At 47.1% G+C, this 16,766-nt stretch carries 15 protein-coding genes; 10 read left to right on the top strand and 5 right to left on the bottom strand.

What is annotated here, in order from left to right; all coding sequences use genetic code 11:
• Window positions 1-110: 110 nt before the first annotated feature.
• From SO_RS06570 to SO_RS06540, 7 genes are all read left to right on the top strand, one after another.
• Window positions 111-1,631 carry a flavocytochrome c gene (locus SO_RS06570; protein ID WP_011071618.1) on the top strand — a complete coding sequence of 507 codons (1,521 nt, stop codon included), beginning with the start codon at window positions 111-113 and terminating at the stop codon, window positions 1,629-1,631.
• Window positions 1,632-1,634: 3 nt separating this feature from the next.
• Window positions 1,635-2,006, top strand: a complete 372-nt coding sequence (locus tag SO_RS06565; RefSeq protein WP_011071617.1) for a cytochrome c3 family protein — start codon at window positions 1,635-1,637, stop codon at window positions 2,004-2,006.
• Between the two features lie 39 nt (window positions 2,007-2,045).
• On the top strand, window positions 2,046-3,179 hold the full coding sequence (locus SO_RS06560; protein WP_011071616.1) for a porin family protein: 1,134 nt from the start codon (window positions 2,046-2,048) through the stop codon (window positions 3,177-3,179).
• A gap of 108 nt (window positions 3,180-3,287) precedes the next feature.
• The gene (locus SO_RS06555) at window positions 3,288-4,370 is read left to right on the top strand and encodes a hypothetical protein (protein ID WP_011071615.1); all 1,083 of its coding nucleotides are present in this window, start codon (window positions 3,288-3,290) and stop codon (window positions 4,368-4,370) included.
• A 169-nt stretch (window positions 4,371-4,539) separates the two neighbouring features.
• Complete coding sequence (locus SO_RS06550) at window positions 4,540-5,283, top strand: cupin domain-containing protein (protein WP_011071614.1); 744 nt, start codon at window positions 4,540-4,542, stop codon at window positions 5,281-5,283.
• Window positions 5,284-5,469: 186 nt separating this feature from the next.
• Window positions 5,470-6,048 (top strand): class I SAM-dependent methyltransferase, encoded by a 579-nt coding sequence (locus SO_RS06545; protein ID WP_011071613.1) that lies wholly within the window; start codon window positions 5,470-5,472, stop codon window positions 6,046-6,048.
• A gap of 3 nt (window positions 6,049-6,051) precedes the next feature.
• Complete coding sequence (locus SO_RS06540) at window positions 6,052-9,015, top strand: DEAD/DEAH box helicase family protein (RefSeq protein ID WP_011071612.1); 2,964 nt, start codon at window positions 6,052-6,054, stop codon at window positions 9,013-9,015.
• A 37-nt stretch (window positions 9,016-9,052) separates the two neighbouring features.
• On the opposite strand, the gene SO_RS06535 is transcribed toward SO_RS06540, so the two are convergent.
• The 3 genes from SO_RS06535 to SO_RS06525 are packed head-to-tail and all read right to left on the bottom strand — an operon-like array spanning window position 9,053 to window position 10,831.
• Complete coding sequence (locus SO_RS06535; RefSeq protein ID WP_011071611.1) at window positions 9,053-9,361, bottom strand: heavy-metal-associated domain-containing protein; 309 nt, start codon at window positions 9,359-9,361, stop codon at window positions 9,053-9,055.
• Window positions 9,358-9,675, bottom strand: a complete 318-nt coding sequence (locus tag SO_RS06530; protein WP_011071610.1) for an Hg(II) uptake system permease component MerT family — start codon at window positions 9,673-9,675, stop codon at window positions 9,358-9,360. Before SO_RS06530 ends, SO_RS06535 begins: the two co-directional genes overlap by 4 nt.
• A 16-nt stretch (window positions 9,676-9,691) precedes the next feature.
• Window positions 9,692-10,831: a transglutaminase-like domain-containing protein gene (locus SO_RS06525; RefSeq protein WP_011071609.1), complete on the bottom strand. Its 1,140-nt coding sequence runs from the start codon at window positions 10,829-10,831 to the stop codon at window positions 9,692-9,694.
• A 715-nt stretch (window positions 10,832-11,546) separates the two neighbouring features.
• On the opposite strand from SO_RS06525, the gene SO_RS06520 reads away from it, so the two are divergent.
• The 3 genes from SO_RS06520 to SO_RS06510 are packed head-to-tail and all read left to right on the top strand — an operon-like array spanning window position 11,547 to window position 13,950.
• Complete coding sequence (locus tag SO_RS06520) at window positions 11,547-11,930, top strand: RidA family protein (protein ID WP_011071608.1); 384 nt, start codon at window positions 11,547-11,549, stop codon at window positions 11,928-11,930.
• A 22-nt stretch (window positions 11,931-11,952) separates the two neighbouring features.
• Entirely contained in the window at window positions 11,953-13,227 is a 1,275-nt protein-coding gene (locus SO_RS06515; protein WP_011071607.1) for an L-cysteine desulfidase family protein, read from the top strand.
• Window positions 13,228-13,269: 42 nt separating this feature from the next.
• Window positions 13,270-13,950, top strand: coding sequence for a helix-turn-helix transcriptional regulator (locus SO_RS06510; RefSeq protein WP_011071606.1), 681 nt, complete (start codon window positions 13,270-13,272; stop codon window positions 13,948-13,950).
• Between the two features lie 58 nt (window positions 13,951-14,008).
• On the opposite strand, the gene SO_RS06505 is transcribed toward SO_RS06510, so the two are convergent.
• Together SO_RS06505 and SO_RS06500 are read right to left on the bottom strand one after the other, a co-directional pair.
• Window positions 14,009-15,583 carry an RCC1 domain-containing protein gene (locus tag SO_RS06505; protein WP_011071605.1) on the bottom strand — a complete coding sequence of 525 codons (1,575 nt, stop codon included), beginning with the start codon at window positions 15,581-15,583 and terminating at the stop codon, window positions 14,009-14,011.
• A gap of 200 nt (window positions 15,584-15,783) precedes the next feature.
• A complete protein-coding gene (locus tag SO_RS06500; protein WP_011071604.1) occupies window positions 15,784-16,698 on the bottom strand; it encodes a polyprenyl-phosphate transporter in 915 nt (304 codons plus the stop codon).
• Between the last annotated feature and the right edge of the window lie 68 nt (window positions 16,699-16,766).

Here is a 16,766-nt window from a genome sequence, read left to right as displayed (position 1 = left end):
AGACGTCTCACGAATAAATTTCTCACTGAAAAAAAGTCGTGACTCACTTCTCCTTAGACGCGGTTCATAACCTCTATCTTGCTTGTAACTGACATAGAGGGTTAACAAAAATGCATGATAGAAGAAGTTTTTTAAAGCTAGGTGCAGGCGCTGCGGTAGGCGGTATCGCAGCGGCACTGCCAAGTGCAGCATCGGCCACTGAATGCGCCTCAAACATTAAATGGGATGAAACTCGCGATATTATCGTCGTGGGTTCGGGTTTTGCGGGGCTGTCATCAGCACTTAATGCTAAGCGTCAAGGTCTAGGCTCGATACTAGTATTAGAAAAAATGCAGGTGATCGGCGGCAACTCTGCGATCAATGGTGGCTGGTTAGCTATTCCTAAAAACCCAATCCAATTGGCTCAAGGTATTCAAGACGACTCGCCCGAAGAGCTAGTGAAAGATCAAATTATCTCTGGCCGCGGTATGCAAAATACCGACATGTTACGCCAAATGGCTAATCGCGCCCTCGATGCCTACCAATTGTGTATCGACGCCGGAGTCAAATTCCGCGAAGGCTTTAACCAACAAGTGGGTGGCCACAATAAAGCCCGGGCTATCCGAACTCAACACGGTGTCGGTGGCGATATCACCACTAAGCTGTATGAAGTGGGTAAAAAAGAAGGCGTTGAATACCGTCTACAGCATTATGTTGAAGATTTCATCATGGATGGCCAACAGATTGTTGGCTTGAAAGTACGTCAAAATTATCGCTTCCCAGATCTCAAAACCGGTAAAACGATCTACATCAAAGCCAATAAGGCCGTTATCCTTGCCCACGGTGGTTTCTCACGTAACTTAGTACTACGTGAACTGGTTGATCCTGCATTAGATAAAACCTTAGATTGTACCAATGCCCTAGGTGCAACCGGTGAAGTGACGTTAACGGCCATGGCCCACGGCGCGTTCCCAGTTCATATGAGCTTTATTCAAACTGGTCACTGGGGCTCGCCCGATGAAGGCGGCTTTGGCTGGTCAAATGCCCTGCTCTCGATTGGTTTCCATAAAGGTATTTCAGTCAATGTGTTAGACGGTAAGCGTTTTATGAATGAACGCGCCGATAGAAAAACCTGCTCCGATGCCATTATGAAAAACCGCAACCCTGACGGCTCACCCGCCTATCCTGTGGTGTTCTTTAACCATGATGATCATGTGGGTGCAGAAGAAGTCACCCGCGCGGTACGTGACCAAATCGCTTGGAAAGTCGATAGCCTTGAGCAATTAGCTAAGCAATTCAATATTCCACTTGCACAACTCAAACAAACCGTAGCCGAGTATAACAAGCAAGTGCCACAGCGCATTGACCCCTTGTTTGGCCGCATGATGGATACAGCTGTCGAACTTAAAGCACCGTTTATTGTGTCGCGGATTTGGCCAAAAGTGCACTACTGCATGGGCGGCTTAAAAACCGATTTAGGCGCAAGAGTGCTGCATAGCCAGACCCTAGCTCCGATGAAAAATCTCTATGCCGTTGGCGAAGCGACAGGCGGCACACATGGTGGAACCCGTTTAAGTTCAACAGCTTGCCTAGAGTGCTTAACGATGGGAATTATCGTTGCTGAAACCATCAAATCTGACATGCAGGCCTAAATCATGATGAAAACATTACTACTCACACTCGTTGTTGCAACTCTGTTCACTGGCGCAGCCAATGCCGGAGATCTTGTCAAGATGAAAGGCAGCACCCAAGGCAGAACCAACCACGAATTTATCTACCAAGATGGCTGTAACGGATGTCACCAAGGTTCGGGTAAACAAAATGCCACCGATGCTGCCTGCGTTGAGTGTCACGGTGAAATAAACAGTATTCCGGTTGATGAGTCCAAGCTTGCGATCCCTGAGGCCCATCCACACAAATCGCTGCACTACAACCAAGGCGCCAGCTGCTTAGCCTGCCACGGCGAGCATGAGAAAAAGGCTCCAGTGTGTGCAGAGTGCCACCGTACTTGGTTCAAAGAAATGTAAATAAATTTTTTATAATACAAAAACTTAAAAAAGGTAATGATGATGAAAAAATCAACTCGGTTTATGTTGTCCATGGTGGCAACGGCTATCGCACTCTCCCAAGCTAGCGCTTTTGCTGCTGAGCAAGAAGATGGCATCAATGTTGGCGGTGCAGTGCGCGTTAACTATGGCTATCGCGATTATGATGAAAAATCGAAAGATAAAGGCGGTGACTTTAACTTCGATATGGCCGCAATTAAATTCGATGGTAAAAAAGGCGATTTCGGTCTCGCGGCAGAATACCGTTTTACCTCAGGCACAAACTATATCAAGTATGGTTATGGCTATTACGACATCAATCCAGATTGGCAACTGCAATTTGGTATTAACAAAGTGCCCTTTGGTAACCGCGAGTTTATCTCTAACAGTTGGTGGTTTGGCCTACCTTACTATTTAGGCTTTGAAGATGACCATGACATCGGCTTAAAAGCGACCTATGAGAAAAACGGCTGGCATACCGATTTAGCGTTTTATAAAAACGCCGAATACGGCCCAACCGAAAACAAGCGTTATTCAACTGACTTGTATACCGGCACCATCAATGGCACTGAATACAACAACGAAGAAACCAACCAACTCAACGTACGCCAAACCTACACCGCGGAATACGAAGGTGGCTCAACGACAGTTGGCGGCTCAGTACAGGTTGGTCAAATCTACAACAGCAAAACCGGCAATAATGGCGACCGCTATGCTGTAGCCCTGCATTTAGACAGCAGCTACAACGGCTGGAACCTACAAATGCAAGCCATGCAGTATGAATACAATGCTGCAGATGCTATCGACGACAACAAAATTGGCGTATCGGTGGTGAGCTGGCAATATGAAATCGCCTCTAAGGGCCAAGCCTATAACATCAACATTGCCAAAACCGTTAACACAGATTGGGGCAACATTAAGTTTTATAACGACTTTGGTTTAATGACGCCTGATGTTGATGACGATAGCTATGACAACAGCATGCAAAACGTCACCGGTATGGCGATTTCTGCTGGCCCAACTTACACCATGATTGACTTTGTGATGGGTAAAAACATGACCTTCTCAACAGCCAATAACGACCACGTTGGCCTACCTGAAGTCGGTAACGATTGGGATAAACGTATCAACATCAACTTTGGTTACTACTTCTAATATTTGCGCAGTTTAGGACGTCCCTCCTCCCTGCCGTTTTAAACTGCTCAACTTTTTTGGCCCTATTCGTTAGGGCTTTTTTTTTACGTTTTCCCCATAGAGTGAACGATGAAACTACAATCTTTACCTACACTTGCCGTTTATTTTATCTGTTCATCCTCACTGTATGCCGCCGATGTGCAGTTAGGTGGATTTATTAAGGCCAACACCCGCTTTGTTGAAGGCAATGTGGCCTTTCAAGACAGTTGGACAGGCGGAGGCAACGTTGTCGAACACACCAAACGCACCCAATTTGGCGCCCAAGAAAGCCGCTTTAACCTGTCGTTCAACACCGATGAAGCCAAAGCCTTTGCCGAAATCGATTTTGTCGGCTCAAGCCAAGGAAACCCGATTATCTCCAACTCCTACAGTCCACGACTTAGGCATGCTTATATCAGTTATCAAGGCATCACCGCTGGGCAAACTTGGTCAACCTTAGTCAATACCAGTACCTTTGCCGAAACAGCCGATTTAGGTGGGCCATTAGTTGGACAAGCCATGGTAAGACAAGCACTTATCCGATACAGCACCGAACAATGGCAATTCGCCCTCGAAAATCCCTACACCTACGGCACTCAAGCTCAAACGGATGGAATAACCAACGCCACACCAGCAAAACCTAACTGGATTGATACCAGTCATGACTATATCCCAGACATGATTGCCCGCTACAACCAATCCGGCGAGTGGGGCAATGTGTCTATCTCGGGCTTAGTGCGTTATTTAGATCCTGCAGGCACGTCACAATGGGCTGGCGGGCTCTCCCTTGCTGCCAAACTCTTTACCTTTGGCCAAGATGATCTGCGCCTGCAATTGCATTACGGCCACCTAGGTCGTTATGTCGGCACCGATGCCGCGCGCGATATCATCCAAGGAGAATTAGAAACCACGACATCCGCCATGTTTGCCTACCGGCACTTTTGGACTGACTACACCCGTTCGACACTCTTTTTTGGACACACAAGCACTGAGAGAGAACAAACGGATCGCAGCCACTTTGGTGTGAATCTGTTTACCAATTTAACCCAAGCACTCACCCTAGGTGTTGAAGTTGGCCGCTATCAAATTGAGGATAACAACAGCTCAGTCCATCCCAATGCGCAGCAGGGAAAGTCCAACTACGCGCAGTTAAGCATACAATTGCAGCTCTAAAACGGCTCGGACGGTAAGATTATTCGCGAGTAAAGTCACGAATAAGTTTGCCACTCAAAACATGGCGTGATCCAATTCACCTTTACCATTAACCAATCACTTTATTGTTAGTCACGTAACAAAATAACCAACACAATATCGCCATTAAGCGATTTAAAATAGGATTGGAATGATGAAATTAAAAATGCTTTTCGGATTAGCGGCACTAACTTCAACAGCTGTTATGGCTCAAGGCCCACAATGTAACCACGCGCAACTGCCCTATCAACAAATGACGCCAGTACCGTACGACAGCACGCCCTATGTGCCGCAAAACACGATGCCAGAGCAGTGCAGCAACCCTGAAATCGAGGCCTACATTGCCGATTGGGAAGCTGGCAAAATCGACTTTAACACTATCAAACCCAATGACAGCATTGCCGCAGACCAACGTTTTTGTAAAACCTTGGATGACCACGGTAACGTGCTCGAAGCCAAAAACTGCGACCCTAAAAACTCACCTGTGGGTTATATCTGGAAAGAGCTATCAGATAGCCCTGTCGTAATTGGTATCACCAATGGTTTAAAATCAGACCATGAGCCACATTTCCACGGTCAACCAGAGTGTTATTACGTGGTCAACGGCACCAGTAAAACATTGGCGAACAATAAATTTGAAACACTGGCCAAAGGTCAATACTTCTATATTCCTGGTGCCCATATCCACAACACCCCAATCCTCAATAAAGAAGGTTTAGGTGTGTTTTACTGGTATCCAAACAACGCGCACTTTGATGGATTTAAATACTACTGGCGTAAGGATGTTAAAAACCTACGCGTAGCCGAAGAAGCCTTTGACCGCGTAGATGCCATCCGCAAACGCGATTTAAACTTAGGCCCATACGGCACCAACGAAGCTTTCTTCAAAAAATGATTTAAAAAACCGAAGTAAAACGCTTCAAAAAAGGGGTTAACACTCACCTGTTAACCCCTTGCCATTCCCCGCCAGCGCGAGACTTAACAACTCACCCTTTCAAACTCAGGCTGAACATCATACTTTCTAACGCATTGAACAATAAAGACTAAAAAGCTACTATCGACAGGCTGATAAGGAGTCTTTATGTCCATCGATTTTTATAATCAAAACGCCAGCTCGTTTTATGCCTCGACGGTAGAAGTTGACTCTTCCTCCCTACTTGAACAATTTACCCCTTACTTACCGAAAGGTGGCAGCGTACTTGATGCAGGTTGCGGCTCAGGTAGAGACAGTAAACGATTGATCGAACTTGGTTTTCACGTTGATGCCTTTGATGCCAGTGCAGCTCTTGCCACGCTCGCGCAGCAGTTGCTCGGCAAGCCTGTTAGGGTTGCCACCTTTATGCAGTTCACATCGACTCTGCAATATGACGGTATTTGGGCCTGTGCCTCACTGCTGCATGTATCAAAAGCCTCACTACCAGATGCCTTCGCGCATCTTGCCAGTATGTTGAAATCAGGCGGTGCGTTTTACTGCTCATTCAAATATGGACAGGGTGAAGTCGAACGTGATGGCCGCAGCTTTACCCACTGTGATGAAGCACTCTTAGCCGAGCTATTAACTGGTTCGCCACTTGTGATTGATAAAGTCTGGCTAACAACCGATTTACGCGTTGGACGTGAAAACGAACAGTGGCTCAATGCAGTACTCCTTAAGCGGTAAACCATGATAGAACAACAAACCTCACTCTACTCAGGCAAAAAACTGTCCTACGGCGGTGCAAACGATCCCTTGCTACCAAGGCTGATCCAAGCCATTAATCACGCCAGTGAAATCGAAATTTCCGTCTCGTTTATCCAACCGTCAGGTCTCGATTTACTGTTTGATCCGCTGCTTGATGCCTTACAAAGTGGTGCGAGCTTAAAACTGCTAACGTCGGATTATCTCTGCATCAGCCATCCTGTTGCCCTGCGCCGTTTGATGCTACTGGCCGAACGTGGTGCCCAGTGCAAAATATTTGTGTGCGGCCAGCAAAGCTTTCATATGAAGTCGTACATTTTTATCCGTAGTGAGCAGGATGAAATAATCGAAGGTTGCGCATGGATAGGCTCTAATAACATCAGTAAAACCGCGTTATTACACAGCCATGAATGGGCCTTACGCCATGATTTTGAGCTGCCACTCACCTCACCCGCAGCGCTTGAGTTTGCCCATATCCGTAAGCAGTTTGAGGCGATTTTTAACCACACTGAGAGTCAGGTGCTGACCCATGTGTGGATCGACAGCTACCTTAGTCGCTACCAACACACGAAGCAACAACGGGGGATTGCCGCCGTTAGTCTTTACGAAGAACAAGAACATATCGAGCCGCCAACGCCCAATGCCGTACAAATGGAGGCATTAGCAGCACTGAAGGCGAGCCGTGAACAGGGTTTCACCAGAGGATTAGTAGTACTGGCAACGGGCATGGGCAAAACCTGGTTGGCCGCATTTGATACCCTGCAAACTGCAGCCAAAAAGGTACTATTTGTTGCCCACCGAGAAGAGATCCTTATTCAAGCGGAAAAGACCTTTAACCAATTGGTGCCTGAAGCAAAAACAGGTTCGTATAATGGCTTGAATCAAGATGAAAAGACGGACTATCTGTTTGCATCGGTAGCCACCCTTGGCAAGCTACAGCATCTACAGCGCTTTGCTGCCGATCATTTCGATTATATTGTGGTGGACGAATTCCATCACGCGGCAGCCAAAAGCTATCGCCAACTGCTGGCCTATTTTCGTCCCCAATTTCTCCTTGGTTTAACCGCCACACCAGAGCGTTCGGATCAAGCGGATATCCTTAGTTTATGCGATAACAATCTGGTGTTTGAACGCAATCTAGTGCATGGCATTGATGGGAAGTTACTGGTGCCGTTTGATTATCACGGCATTTACGATCAAGCGGTCAATTATCAAGACATCCCTTGGCGAAACGGCAAGTTTGATCCCGATGCTTTGGATAATGCCCTTGCCACCCAACGCCGCGCAACCCATGTTCTGCATCATTGGCAGCAGAGTAAGCAAAGTCGCACCTTAGCCTTTTGTGTCTCCAAAAAACATGCTGACTTTATGGCCAAGTATTTCACCAGCAAAGGCATTAACGCCATCGCCGTTTACAGCGACTCAAAAGTGCGCCGTAATCAAGCACTGCAATGGTTAGCGCAAGGAAGTATCGAGGTTATTTTCTCTGTCGATTTATTTAATGAAGGCACGGATCTGCCAGCGATTGATACGATTTTGATGATCCGTCCAACCGAGTCAAAAATCCTGTTTTTGCAGCAGTTAGGTCGAGGGTTGCGTCTTAGCCATCAAACCCAAAAGCAAAAACTGGTTGTGCTTGATTTTATTGGTAATCACGAGTCATTTTTAAATCGGCCGACAACACTGTATAACCTTGGCAGTCTGCGGGAAGTATTAAGAAATCTCAATCAAGTCAACGCGCTACCCAAAGGTTGTCATGTCAATTTTGATCTGGAACTGATTGAGTTTTGGCAAAACTTAGTTAAACGGTTGCGCTTTTCTGTGCAAGAAGAATATCAACAACTTGCGAACCAGTTAGCCCATCGTCCCACCGCCAGCGAGTTTTACCATCACGGGGTTGAGATGAATAAAGTGCGTCAACAAGCACAAAGCTGGTTCCACCTCGTGGCCAGCCAAGAGGCTGAGCCGTGCTTCACGGATATGGTGACGCGTTATGGTGATTTTTTGCTGCATGGAGTTGAAACCACCACCATGACAAAATCCTTCAAAGCCATTTTGCTCGAAGCCCTGCTCGAACTCGATGGTTTACGCAATCCGCCCACGCTTGCGGCACTTGCTGAACGTAGTCATGCTGTATTTTGTCGCAGACCCGATTTAATGGCGCAGGAATTAACGCAGGCCGCCAAGCAATTTAAGGCTCAGGATAAAGGCTGGTTAACTTATTGGAAAAACAACCCAATTAACGCTTTTACAAAGGCCAATAGTAAAACACCGCCGTGGTTTCAAATAGACGCTAAGCAGCGTTTTGTGGCTACATTTACGATAGATGAAGCGGATATCGAACTGCTGCATGACTGGGTACAAGAGCTAGTCGATTTGCGTTTAGCACAATATGTGCAACGCCCGCAGCAAAAAGCCACGGTGAACACGAGCAATGCCAGCACTAACAACACCAGAAATACCAACACGACAGCAAAACCACTGGCGCAGGTGTTGCCTTTTGAGTCAACGCCATCAACAGAAGGAACATTGTTGCCCTTCTATCCTGAACTGAAAATCGCCTGTGGCCACTTTAAGCACGGTTCAGCACAAAATGCTGAGCACTATTGCGTCCCTTCTGGCTACGGTTTGCTTGATCCGAAACGGCACTTTGTTGCCCCCGCGTCTGGCAATTCGATGAATGGGGGTAAAAATCCAATTCAAGATGGCGATTTATTGCTGCTGGAATGGGTCACGCCAGAGAGCGCAGGGTCTATCTCTAACTTGACCATGGCAATCGAAACCCAAGACGATACGGGTGATAACCAGTATTTGCTCCGCGTTGTTAGAAAAACAGCGCCGAATCAATATGAGTTGCACGCCCAAAATCCAGCCTATCAAACGATGTTAGCCACGGACTCAATGAAAACCTTTGCGCGCTTAAAAGCCGTTCTAGAAAGCCAAGATTAGCCTGCTCTAACGACTCGCTCGAACGGATAAAAGTTTCTCAGCTCTGCTTTTCGACCTTGTTGATGCTGCCTTTGTATCCGGTGGCATCAACAGCTTTTAGCAGATTGTCGAGGTTATAATCCTCAGCGACTGTCACTACCGCTTGCTCGGTTTTCAGATTGGCTTTGGCTTTAATCACGCCATCGGTTTTGCGCAGGGCTTGATTGACGACGGTGACGCACAATGGGCAAGTCATACCTTTAACATCGAGTGTGACCAACAGATTGTCTGCCCAAGTGAAGGGCGTAAATCCCAATGATGTGATGACTAATAGAGTCAATCGTGTGATACGTGATAGTAGCTTCATTCAAACACCTCAAGCAACCAAGGTAAAACAAAAGGATAAAGCTGAAAGGCCAGCACAATCGGCACGCTAAGCCAGTAGATGAGCAACATTTGTCCTCGGCTAAACTTGCCTGTGCAAAGCGGTTTTTTGGCAAAGTACAAACGCCAAAACCCAAGCAAGATTAGCCCGGTTGACAGGATCAACATGGGCACTTGTAACCAACCTAAACTCGATAACCCCGACAGCCCCGCCGCAGAGACGCCAAACACTAAATAGATTAAGGGCGCAATACAGCAAAGGCTGGAGGCGACCGCCGCAATCACTGCGGCGGCCATGGTGGCAAACAGCTGCTTAACGCTGCTCGCTTGACTGGTAGTCATAGGCAAATACTTTTGGCTCATAGTAATTTACAGGGTCGCCATCCACTTCAGCGTAAGGGTAACCAAAATTGTTGAGTGGAGTCTGCTCTGCGGCGGGGAATAAGTCAAAGTCACGGCCATAGTTAAAGCCTATCCAATTCATTTCCCAGTTACCAAATAGGTAGTCATTCACAGCTTGCACTGCAGGATCGCTATGTTCCTTGTTCTCGGTGAGGCGCATTTTAGTCACATCCGCAGGATCGGCGGGTAACCAGCCATAACCAGCAAGGTAGAACATGGCACGGCAATGTTGGCCACCAGTGACATCGGCAACACCTTTTTCGTCGGCACTACCAAAGGCTTTTTTGGAGTATTTACCCATTTTGATGGCTTGGCCTAAACGAATGCCAAACATTTCACGGGCGGGCACACCCACTGCGCGCATCAGTGCCACAAACACTGAGTTGATATCAGTACATTTTCCACCGAGTTTGCCACTTTCAAGAATCGCGGCCACATCACCATTACCGCAACCTATCACACTGTTATCACGGTACATATTGGCACTCACCCAGTTATAAATGAGTTGTGCTTGTTTAAGCGGTTCGGTCTCCTTACCCACAATCTTATCGGCGGTCTGCTTCACAATACCGTCCACTGGCATATGCTTGGTTGGCTTAAGGTAGATGGCCACTTCAGCAGGATACTCAGGCTTTGCTGGCGCGCGATAATGGCTTAACTCGCCACTTTTAAGGGGCTCCCAATCTTGGGTTTCTATCACTAATTCTAATGTTAAGGTCATTTTACCTTTAGCATCGGGCCAAGTGGCAAACAGGGTTTTGGCGCCATAATGGTTATTGGCACTGATATAAGCATCTTGATAAGTGCCGCTAAAGTTAAGTTTTTCAACCTGTTGAAAGGCCGTGTTTTCGGGCAATGGCACCCATAACTTCACCACGCCTGATGAGCCTTCTGGCGCGGCTAATTGATAGGTATTAGTTAAGGTAAAACGGCGACGGCCAACACCTTTATCTGTCACTGCACTCGTCTGTGTTGAGGCCGCCAATACTGGCATAACGATTCCTGCTGCCGAGAGAATTGCTGCACCTTTTAAAAAATCACGTCTTTGCATTCGGTATTCCTTCCTTATTAGGGCGTGTTGACGTTTCGAGATTAAATTTTGTTCGTTCTAGCAAGCTCGTGCTCGCGAAACGAGGAATGATGTGTCGTTATACTACTCAAATGAGGAGCTGCTCTTATGACAGAAAGTAAGAGCAAGGGCTTGCCAGACGAACCCTGAAACGTCAACACGCCCTAGTATTAGCAAAAAAGAGACAACTAAAGTACTTGGCAAGGATTATAAAAACTCCCATCCGGACCTCAAGAGCACAGAGAATGAGAATGAAATCGAGATGTGAGAAATCCATTCACAAGCACATAAAAGCGTGAAATAACGCACGACATTGCGACATTTTGTCACAATCATGTTTAAGGAAAGTCTGAGAGCATACCGTTTAACTCGTTATAACGTTATTCTGATGAGCGCATAGCAACGTTGTCGATGGGATTTTACTTATTTATCTATCACTTACCACGTACTCACCAGTCAGCGGCGGCCAACTGTTCATCTGCCAAAGTCAACATGCGCTAACATCGGATGCAAATTCATTTGAGTCCAAAAACAAGTGGAGAATCGTCAATCATTACCATAAACAAGCACAACCAATTGATAAATTAAAGATAAAACCAAAGCCACTAACCGCTTGCTAAAAAATATTTGCAATAACGATTGCTCTATCGACTAAAAATGCAAATAATGTTGCAAATTTAGACTTTGGTAATTCATGATGAAAAGCATTATTCACGCAGAGCGCGCTCCTACCGCTATCGGTCCGTATTCCCACGGCACGCGTTATGGCAACCTGATTTTTACCTCCGGACAGTTGCCAGTATGCAAAGACAAAGGTGGTGTTGTTGATGGCGGCATTAGCGAGCAATCGGTGCAATGCCTTGAGAATCTTAAATACGTGCTGGAAGCTGGCGGCGGCAGCCTTGATACTGTGCTTAAAACCACTTGTTATTTAAGTGAAATCAGTGACTTTGCCGCTTTTAATGAAGTCTATAAAACCTATTTTAAAACCGACTGCCCTGCGCGCAGCTGTTTTGCGGTGAAAGATCTTCCACTGGGCGTCAAAGTGGAAATCGAAGCCATCGCTCACGTTAACGATTAAGCATCTGTAAGGTTGTAGCCCGATGAAACCCCAATGGCAGCAGTATATTCAAATCATCAATCAAGTCGTTAAACCCGCTTTAGGCTGCACTGAGCCCATTGCTGCGGCTTACGCAGCCGCGGTAGCACGTACATTATTAAATGATGATCCTGATTCAATTGCGGTACAGGTCTCTGATAATCTTTATAAAAACTCAATGGGCGTGTATGTACCTGGCACGGGTAAAATCGGTCTAGCGATTGCCGCGGCAGCGGGCGCTCTTGCAGGCAACGCCGATGCTGGCCTAGAAGTGCTTGCCAGCGTTACCCCCGAGCAAGTTGCTCAGGCTCAAGCCTTAATTGATGCTGCAAAGGTAAAAGTTGAGCGTACCGAGACCGATGAATTTATTTATTGCTGCGTGACCTTAACCTCCGGTGAGCAAGAGGCCATGGTGAAAATCTGTGGCGGACATACCTTAATTGCGGAAAAACGCTTAAATGGTGAGTTAGTGTTCACTGCGGATAACGCTCAAGCGAAGGCGACGGGGTCTATCTGTGATGGTGTAGATATCAACATTGAATCGATTTACCGTTTCGCCGAAGAAGTGCCCTTCGAAGAAATCCAATTTATCCTTAAAGCCTCTGAATTAAACAGTAAATTATCCGATGAAGGCATGTCCAAACCCTATGGGCTAGAAGTCGGCCGCACCATGAAAAACGGTATTGCCGCGGGGATTATTGGCGAAGACTTACTCAATAAAATTGTGATGCTGACTGCGGCGGCTTCGGATGCGCGTATGGGCGGTGCTAATCTGCCCGCCATGAGCAATTTAGGCAGTGGTAATCAAGGGATTGCGGCCACGATTCCGGTGGTGATCACCGCCCAGTGTTATAAAGTCAGTGAAGAAAAACTGGCGCGCGCGCTGATTATGAGCCATTTAGGGGCGATTTATATTAAGTCCCACTACCCGCCATTATCGGCATTTTGTGGCAATACCGTCACCAGCGCGGCGGCCTCTATGGCGATGGTGTATTTAGCGGGCGGCAGCTTCGAGCAATCCTGTTTTGCGATTCAAAACGTCATCAGCGATAGCTCAGGCATGGTCTGCGATGGCGCCAAAGCCTCCTGCGCCATGAAGGTAAGCACCTCTTCGAGTGCAGCGGTACGTTCGTTCTTGATGGCGCTCAGTAGCCAAAACGTGTCAGGACAAGGCATCATCGCCAATCATGTTGAAAAAACCATTAAGAACATTGGCAAAATGGTCCTTAACGGCATGTCCTCTACGGATGTCACCATTATCAACATCATGTCGGAATAAAGTACTTATCCGTGATAAGAGCTTGATGAAAAGGCCAAAAGAGTGAAATTGCAAGAACTAACCCAAAGCGATCTGGATATACTCAAGTCCATCGAAAATATCGTCGATGGGATTGCCGCCATGTATGGCGAGCACACTGAGGTGGTGCTGCACAGTTTAGATGCTAAACATCCTTCGGTAATAAAAATTGCCAATGGCCATGTCACAGGCCGTGAAGTAGGTGCGCCCATTACCAACCTTGCCTTGCTCAAACTCAAAACCGGTCAGGATATTTCCAACTCTTATCTCACAAAATGCGCCAATGGTAAGACGTTAAGATCGATCACCACGGTGATCCGTAACCCCAAAAACCTGCCGATTGGGCTACTGTGCATTAATACCGATATGGACGCGCCACTGCAGTCAGTACTGCGCACCATGATGCCAGAGCAACTCCTTGGCAGTGAACTCACCAGTTCGCCCGAGGTGTTTGCCCGCAATATCGATGAGGCACTCCATAGCACCATCGACAGTGTGAATCATGAGATACGTGCTAATCCCGCGATTTCAGCTTCACAAAAGAGCCGCGAAATCGTCAATCAACTCCATGAGTTAGGGATTTTCGAACTCAAGGACAGCGCCCAAGTGGCTGCCACTCGATTGGGGATTTCAGTGCATTCGATTTATCGGTACTTGCGGGAAATCAAAGCTAATCAAGCTGAAAGCGAAAAAAGCCTCGCTTGATTAGAAGGGCTAAGGTGTAAATAACCTTAGCCCTTTGGTTTTATTGTATTTGCGTTGGTTATTGCGCAGCTTGTCCGCTAAAGCCCATCATATTCCATGTCTGCACTGTGCCATCGGCCATTAACGCAATGGCATCAAGCAAATTGCTACGAATGTCGCGCATTTGGCTCAAATCAACGGCTTGTTTATCTAAGGTCACCGCAGCATTATCTCCCATCCATACCGCAACCGAGCCATCTTGGCGTTTAGCCGTAAACCCTAAGCCTGTCGGGAAAATATCCGTTGCTTGGGTGATTTTAGTTTTGGGTCCAGAGTGGCCATCGACTACAGTGCCATCCTGCTTTAAAAAGGCAAACTCCCGCTCATAGGTCACCACTTTGTTTACCTGAGTGACTTCTTGATAACGTGGTTGCTTGCCTACCAATTCCCAGCCTTCCCAAGCAATGGCCGTATTATCCCTGCGTAGCGCGACAAAGCCCTCCTCAAAGGGATAAACCTTTTGCACGTCTTGCAACTTATTTTGTAGGACAGACGTATCAGCACCATTGAATTTACTGCCCCATACGTACAGTTGACGACTGATGGTTAGGGCGGCAAACGCGCCACGATTTGCATAAATATCAATCACTTTATTGGTGCGATTTGTGGTAGACAAACGCGCTGGAAACGCAACGTGATACTCAGTCAATTCCCCCTCACCCCACGCATATACGCTGCCATCCGCCAGCAGCGCCGCAAACCCATGTTCCGTGTTGACAACTTTCACGGCAGGCGCTAACTGGTTGAGTTTTGCAAGTTGTTCGCGGCCTTTTTGATCATCGCTGAGCCCACCCCAAGACACTAATTTCCCTGTCGCCGTCCTCGCGGTAAAGGCATTATTGTTGGCATAGAGCAAATCGACATGGTTAAGCTCAGAGGCCACGTGGCGACTATCGCCACCATAAGCAGCATCGCCCCAGGTCACTACTGCTCCCCCCTGCTTTAAGGCAGCAAAGGCACCTTTATTAATCAACACTGTGTCAATATTGGTCATTGCAGGCGCTGCATATTGACCCGAGCTCAGTTCGGCAGGAGTTGAATCGAGGTTAGACCAACTCACTACACTACCATCTTGTTTGATGGCCGCATAAAGTCCCTCTGCCAACACAAAAGAACGAACACCTGTAAGCACTTGCTTCATCCCCATACCCCAGGGGATAAGTTTGTCATCACGGGTTAAGGCCGCAAAACCACAGGTATTCTCCGCCGCGTATAGCTGTTTTACATTGACTAGAGGCTCTGCGGCATTATTGATATCGCCACCACAGTCAGGATCGCCCCATGCCACCACAGTACCATCTTGCTTGAGTGCCGCAAATGCACTGAGATTACTGTAGATTTGACTCACTTGGGCTAAGTGGGCCGGCATAGGGATTTTGTGGGACTCGTCAGTTACCTGAAGATTATTCGGAGTAGAGGTTAATACATTATTCGCGGCGGATGGTGGTCTGTGAGCCAATATCGTGTCGGAAATTTGCTGTTTTAATTCGGGAGATATTTCAGCATCCTGTTTATCGATGAGTAAGTTAACCACATGCCCTAAGGCAAAAATTGCCAGCGCCACGCCAACCCACGAGACCTGTTTTTTTTCCACAACTATATCCTTATCGTAACGACAAACTCTCACTGAGTTTTAACTAGAACATAACGCGACTGAGTACGCTAAACGGGGATTGTAACCAAAGCGGGGCAAAAATGACATTGCCCTAAAGTCGAGACATTCCATCGGCCTTAAAACATAAAAGCAGCGATACTCGCTGCTTTTATTGAATTTGATGGTGAAATGATAAAAGGCTAATCCCGTCTGCCGACCTTTTCCAAACCCCAGACTAAGGCGATAGCCGCTAACATACAGACAATGGCGAACAACAGTTGTGAAGGCTGGCCAGTCACTTGCTCAAAATTAAGCGGCGAAATATTTTGCTCCAGCAACGGCACTTGTTCGCCATGGGAGTTAGTCTGCCAGGTTAAGGTTTGTTTCCAAGGCCAAATTTTGCCTAAGGTGCCAAGCATCAATCCGGTTAAAAATATCACGGTCGCATCGTGGTATTTACGCAGCAATGCCGAGAGTAAATGGCTGAAAGTTAACAGGCCAAGTACCGCTCCTGCTGCGAAACAAGCCAAAATATCGAGTTGGATATTTTTCGCCGCCGCTAACACGACAGGATATAACCCCAACAATAATAAGATAAAACTGCCAGAAATCCCCGGTAGCACCATGGCACAAATTGCAATCGCACCGCCAAAGAAGAGATTAAGGTAACTGGCTTCAACTGCGACCGGATTGAGCACAGTAATCGCCCACGCCACTAACACACCAAGCGCAAATAAACCTAAACGCGCCAGCGTAAAGCCACTGACCTGCTTGAGCATATGCACAACGGAGATAATGATTAAGCCAAAGAAGAATGACCAAATCGGGATAGGATGCGCCACCAGCAACCAAGAAATTAGCTTAGCGAAGGTAAAAATACTGGTCAGGATCCCCGCCAATAAACTCACTAAAAATCCACCATTAATATGCACAAAGGCGCCTTTTAGCCCCTGCGACTTAATCACGCCCCAAAGGGATGGATTGATGCGCTTAACGCTTTCAAGCAAGGTATCGAGAATACCCGTAATGAAGGCGATGGTGCCGCCCGAAACGCCTGGCACCACGTCGGCCGCGCCCATGGCCATTCCCTTAAAATAGGTCAGCAAATAGTTCACTGTGAGTCCTTGTTGTTAAATCAATATGATTTGTCTGTGATAACAAATTTGTCGCGATTATACGGTGT

This window comes from Shewanella oneidensis MR-1, from assembly GCF_000146165.2.
Classification (GTDB): domain Bacteria; phylum Pseudomonadota; class Gammaproteobacteria; order Enterobacterales; family Shewanellaceae; genus Shewanella; species Shewanella oneidensis.
This window is presented reverse-complemented; position numbering and strand designations above follow the sequence as displayed.

What these genes read in the sequence shown, in the direction of transcription:
- SO_RS06570 (WP_011071618.1), top strand. Translation starts at nt 111, where the DNA reads ATGCATGATAGAAGAAGTTTTTTAAAGCTAGGTGCAGGCGCTGCGGTA.
- SO_RS06565 (WP_011071617.1), top strand. Translation starts at nt 1,635, where the DNA reads ATGATGAAAACATTACTACTCACACTCGTTGTTGCAACTCTGTTCACT.
- SO_RS06560 (WP_011071616.1), top strand. Translation starts at nt 2,046, where the DNA reads ATGATGAAAAAATCAACTCGGTTTATGTTGTCCATGGTGGCAACGGCT.
- SO_RS06555 (WP_011071615.1), top strand. Translation starts at nt 3,288, where the DNA reads ATGAAACTACAATCTTTACCTACACTTGCCGTTTATTTTATCTGTTCA.
- SO_RS06550 (WP_011071614.1), top strand. Translation starts at nt 4,540, where the DNA reads ATGATGAAATTAAAAATGCTTTTCGGATTAGCGGCACTAACTTCAACA.
- SO_RS06545 (WP_011071613.1), top strand. Translation starts at nt 5,470, where the DNA reads ATGTCCATCGATTTTTATAATCAAAACGCCAGCTCGTTTTATGCCTCG.
- SO_RS06540 (WP_011071612.1), top strand. Translation starts at nt 6,052, where the DNA reads ATGATAGAACAACAAACCTCACTCTACTCAGGCAAAAAACTGTCCTAC.
- SO_RS06535 (WP_011071611.1), bottom strand. Translation starts at nt 9,361, where the DNA reads ATGAAGCTACTATCACGTATCACACGATTGACTCTATTAGTCATCACA.
- SO_RS06530 (WP_011071610.1), bottom strand. Translation starts at nt 9,675, where the DNA reads ATGGCCGCCGCAGTGATTGCGGCGGTCGCCTCCAGCCTTTGCTGTATT.
- SO_RS06525 (WP_011071609.1), bottom strand. Translation starts at nt 10,831, where the DNA reads ATGCAAAGACGTGATTTTTTAAAAGGTGCAGCAATTCTCTCGGCAGCA.
- SO_RS06520 (WP_011071608.1), top strand. Translation starts at nt 11,547, where the DNA reads ATGAAAAGCATTATTCACGCAGAGCGCGCTCCTACCGCTATCGGTCCG.
- SO_RS06515 (WP_011071607.1), top strand. Translation starts at nt 11,953, where the DNA reads ATGAAACCCCAATGGCAGCAGTATATTCAAATCATCAATCAAGTCGTT.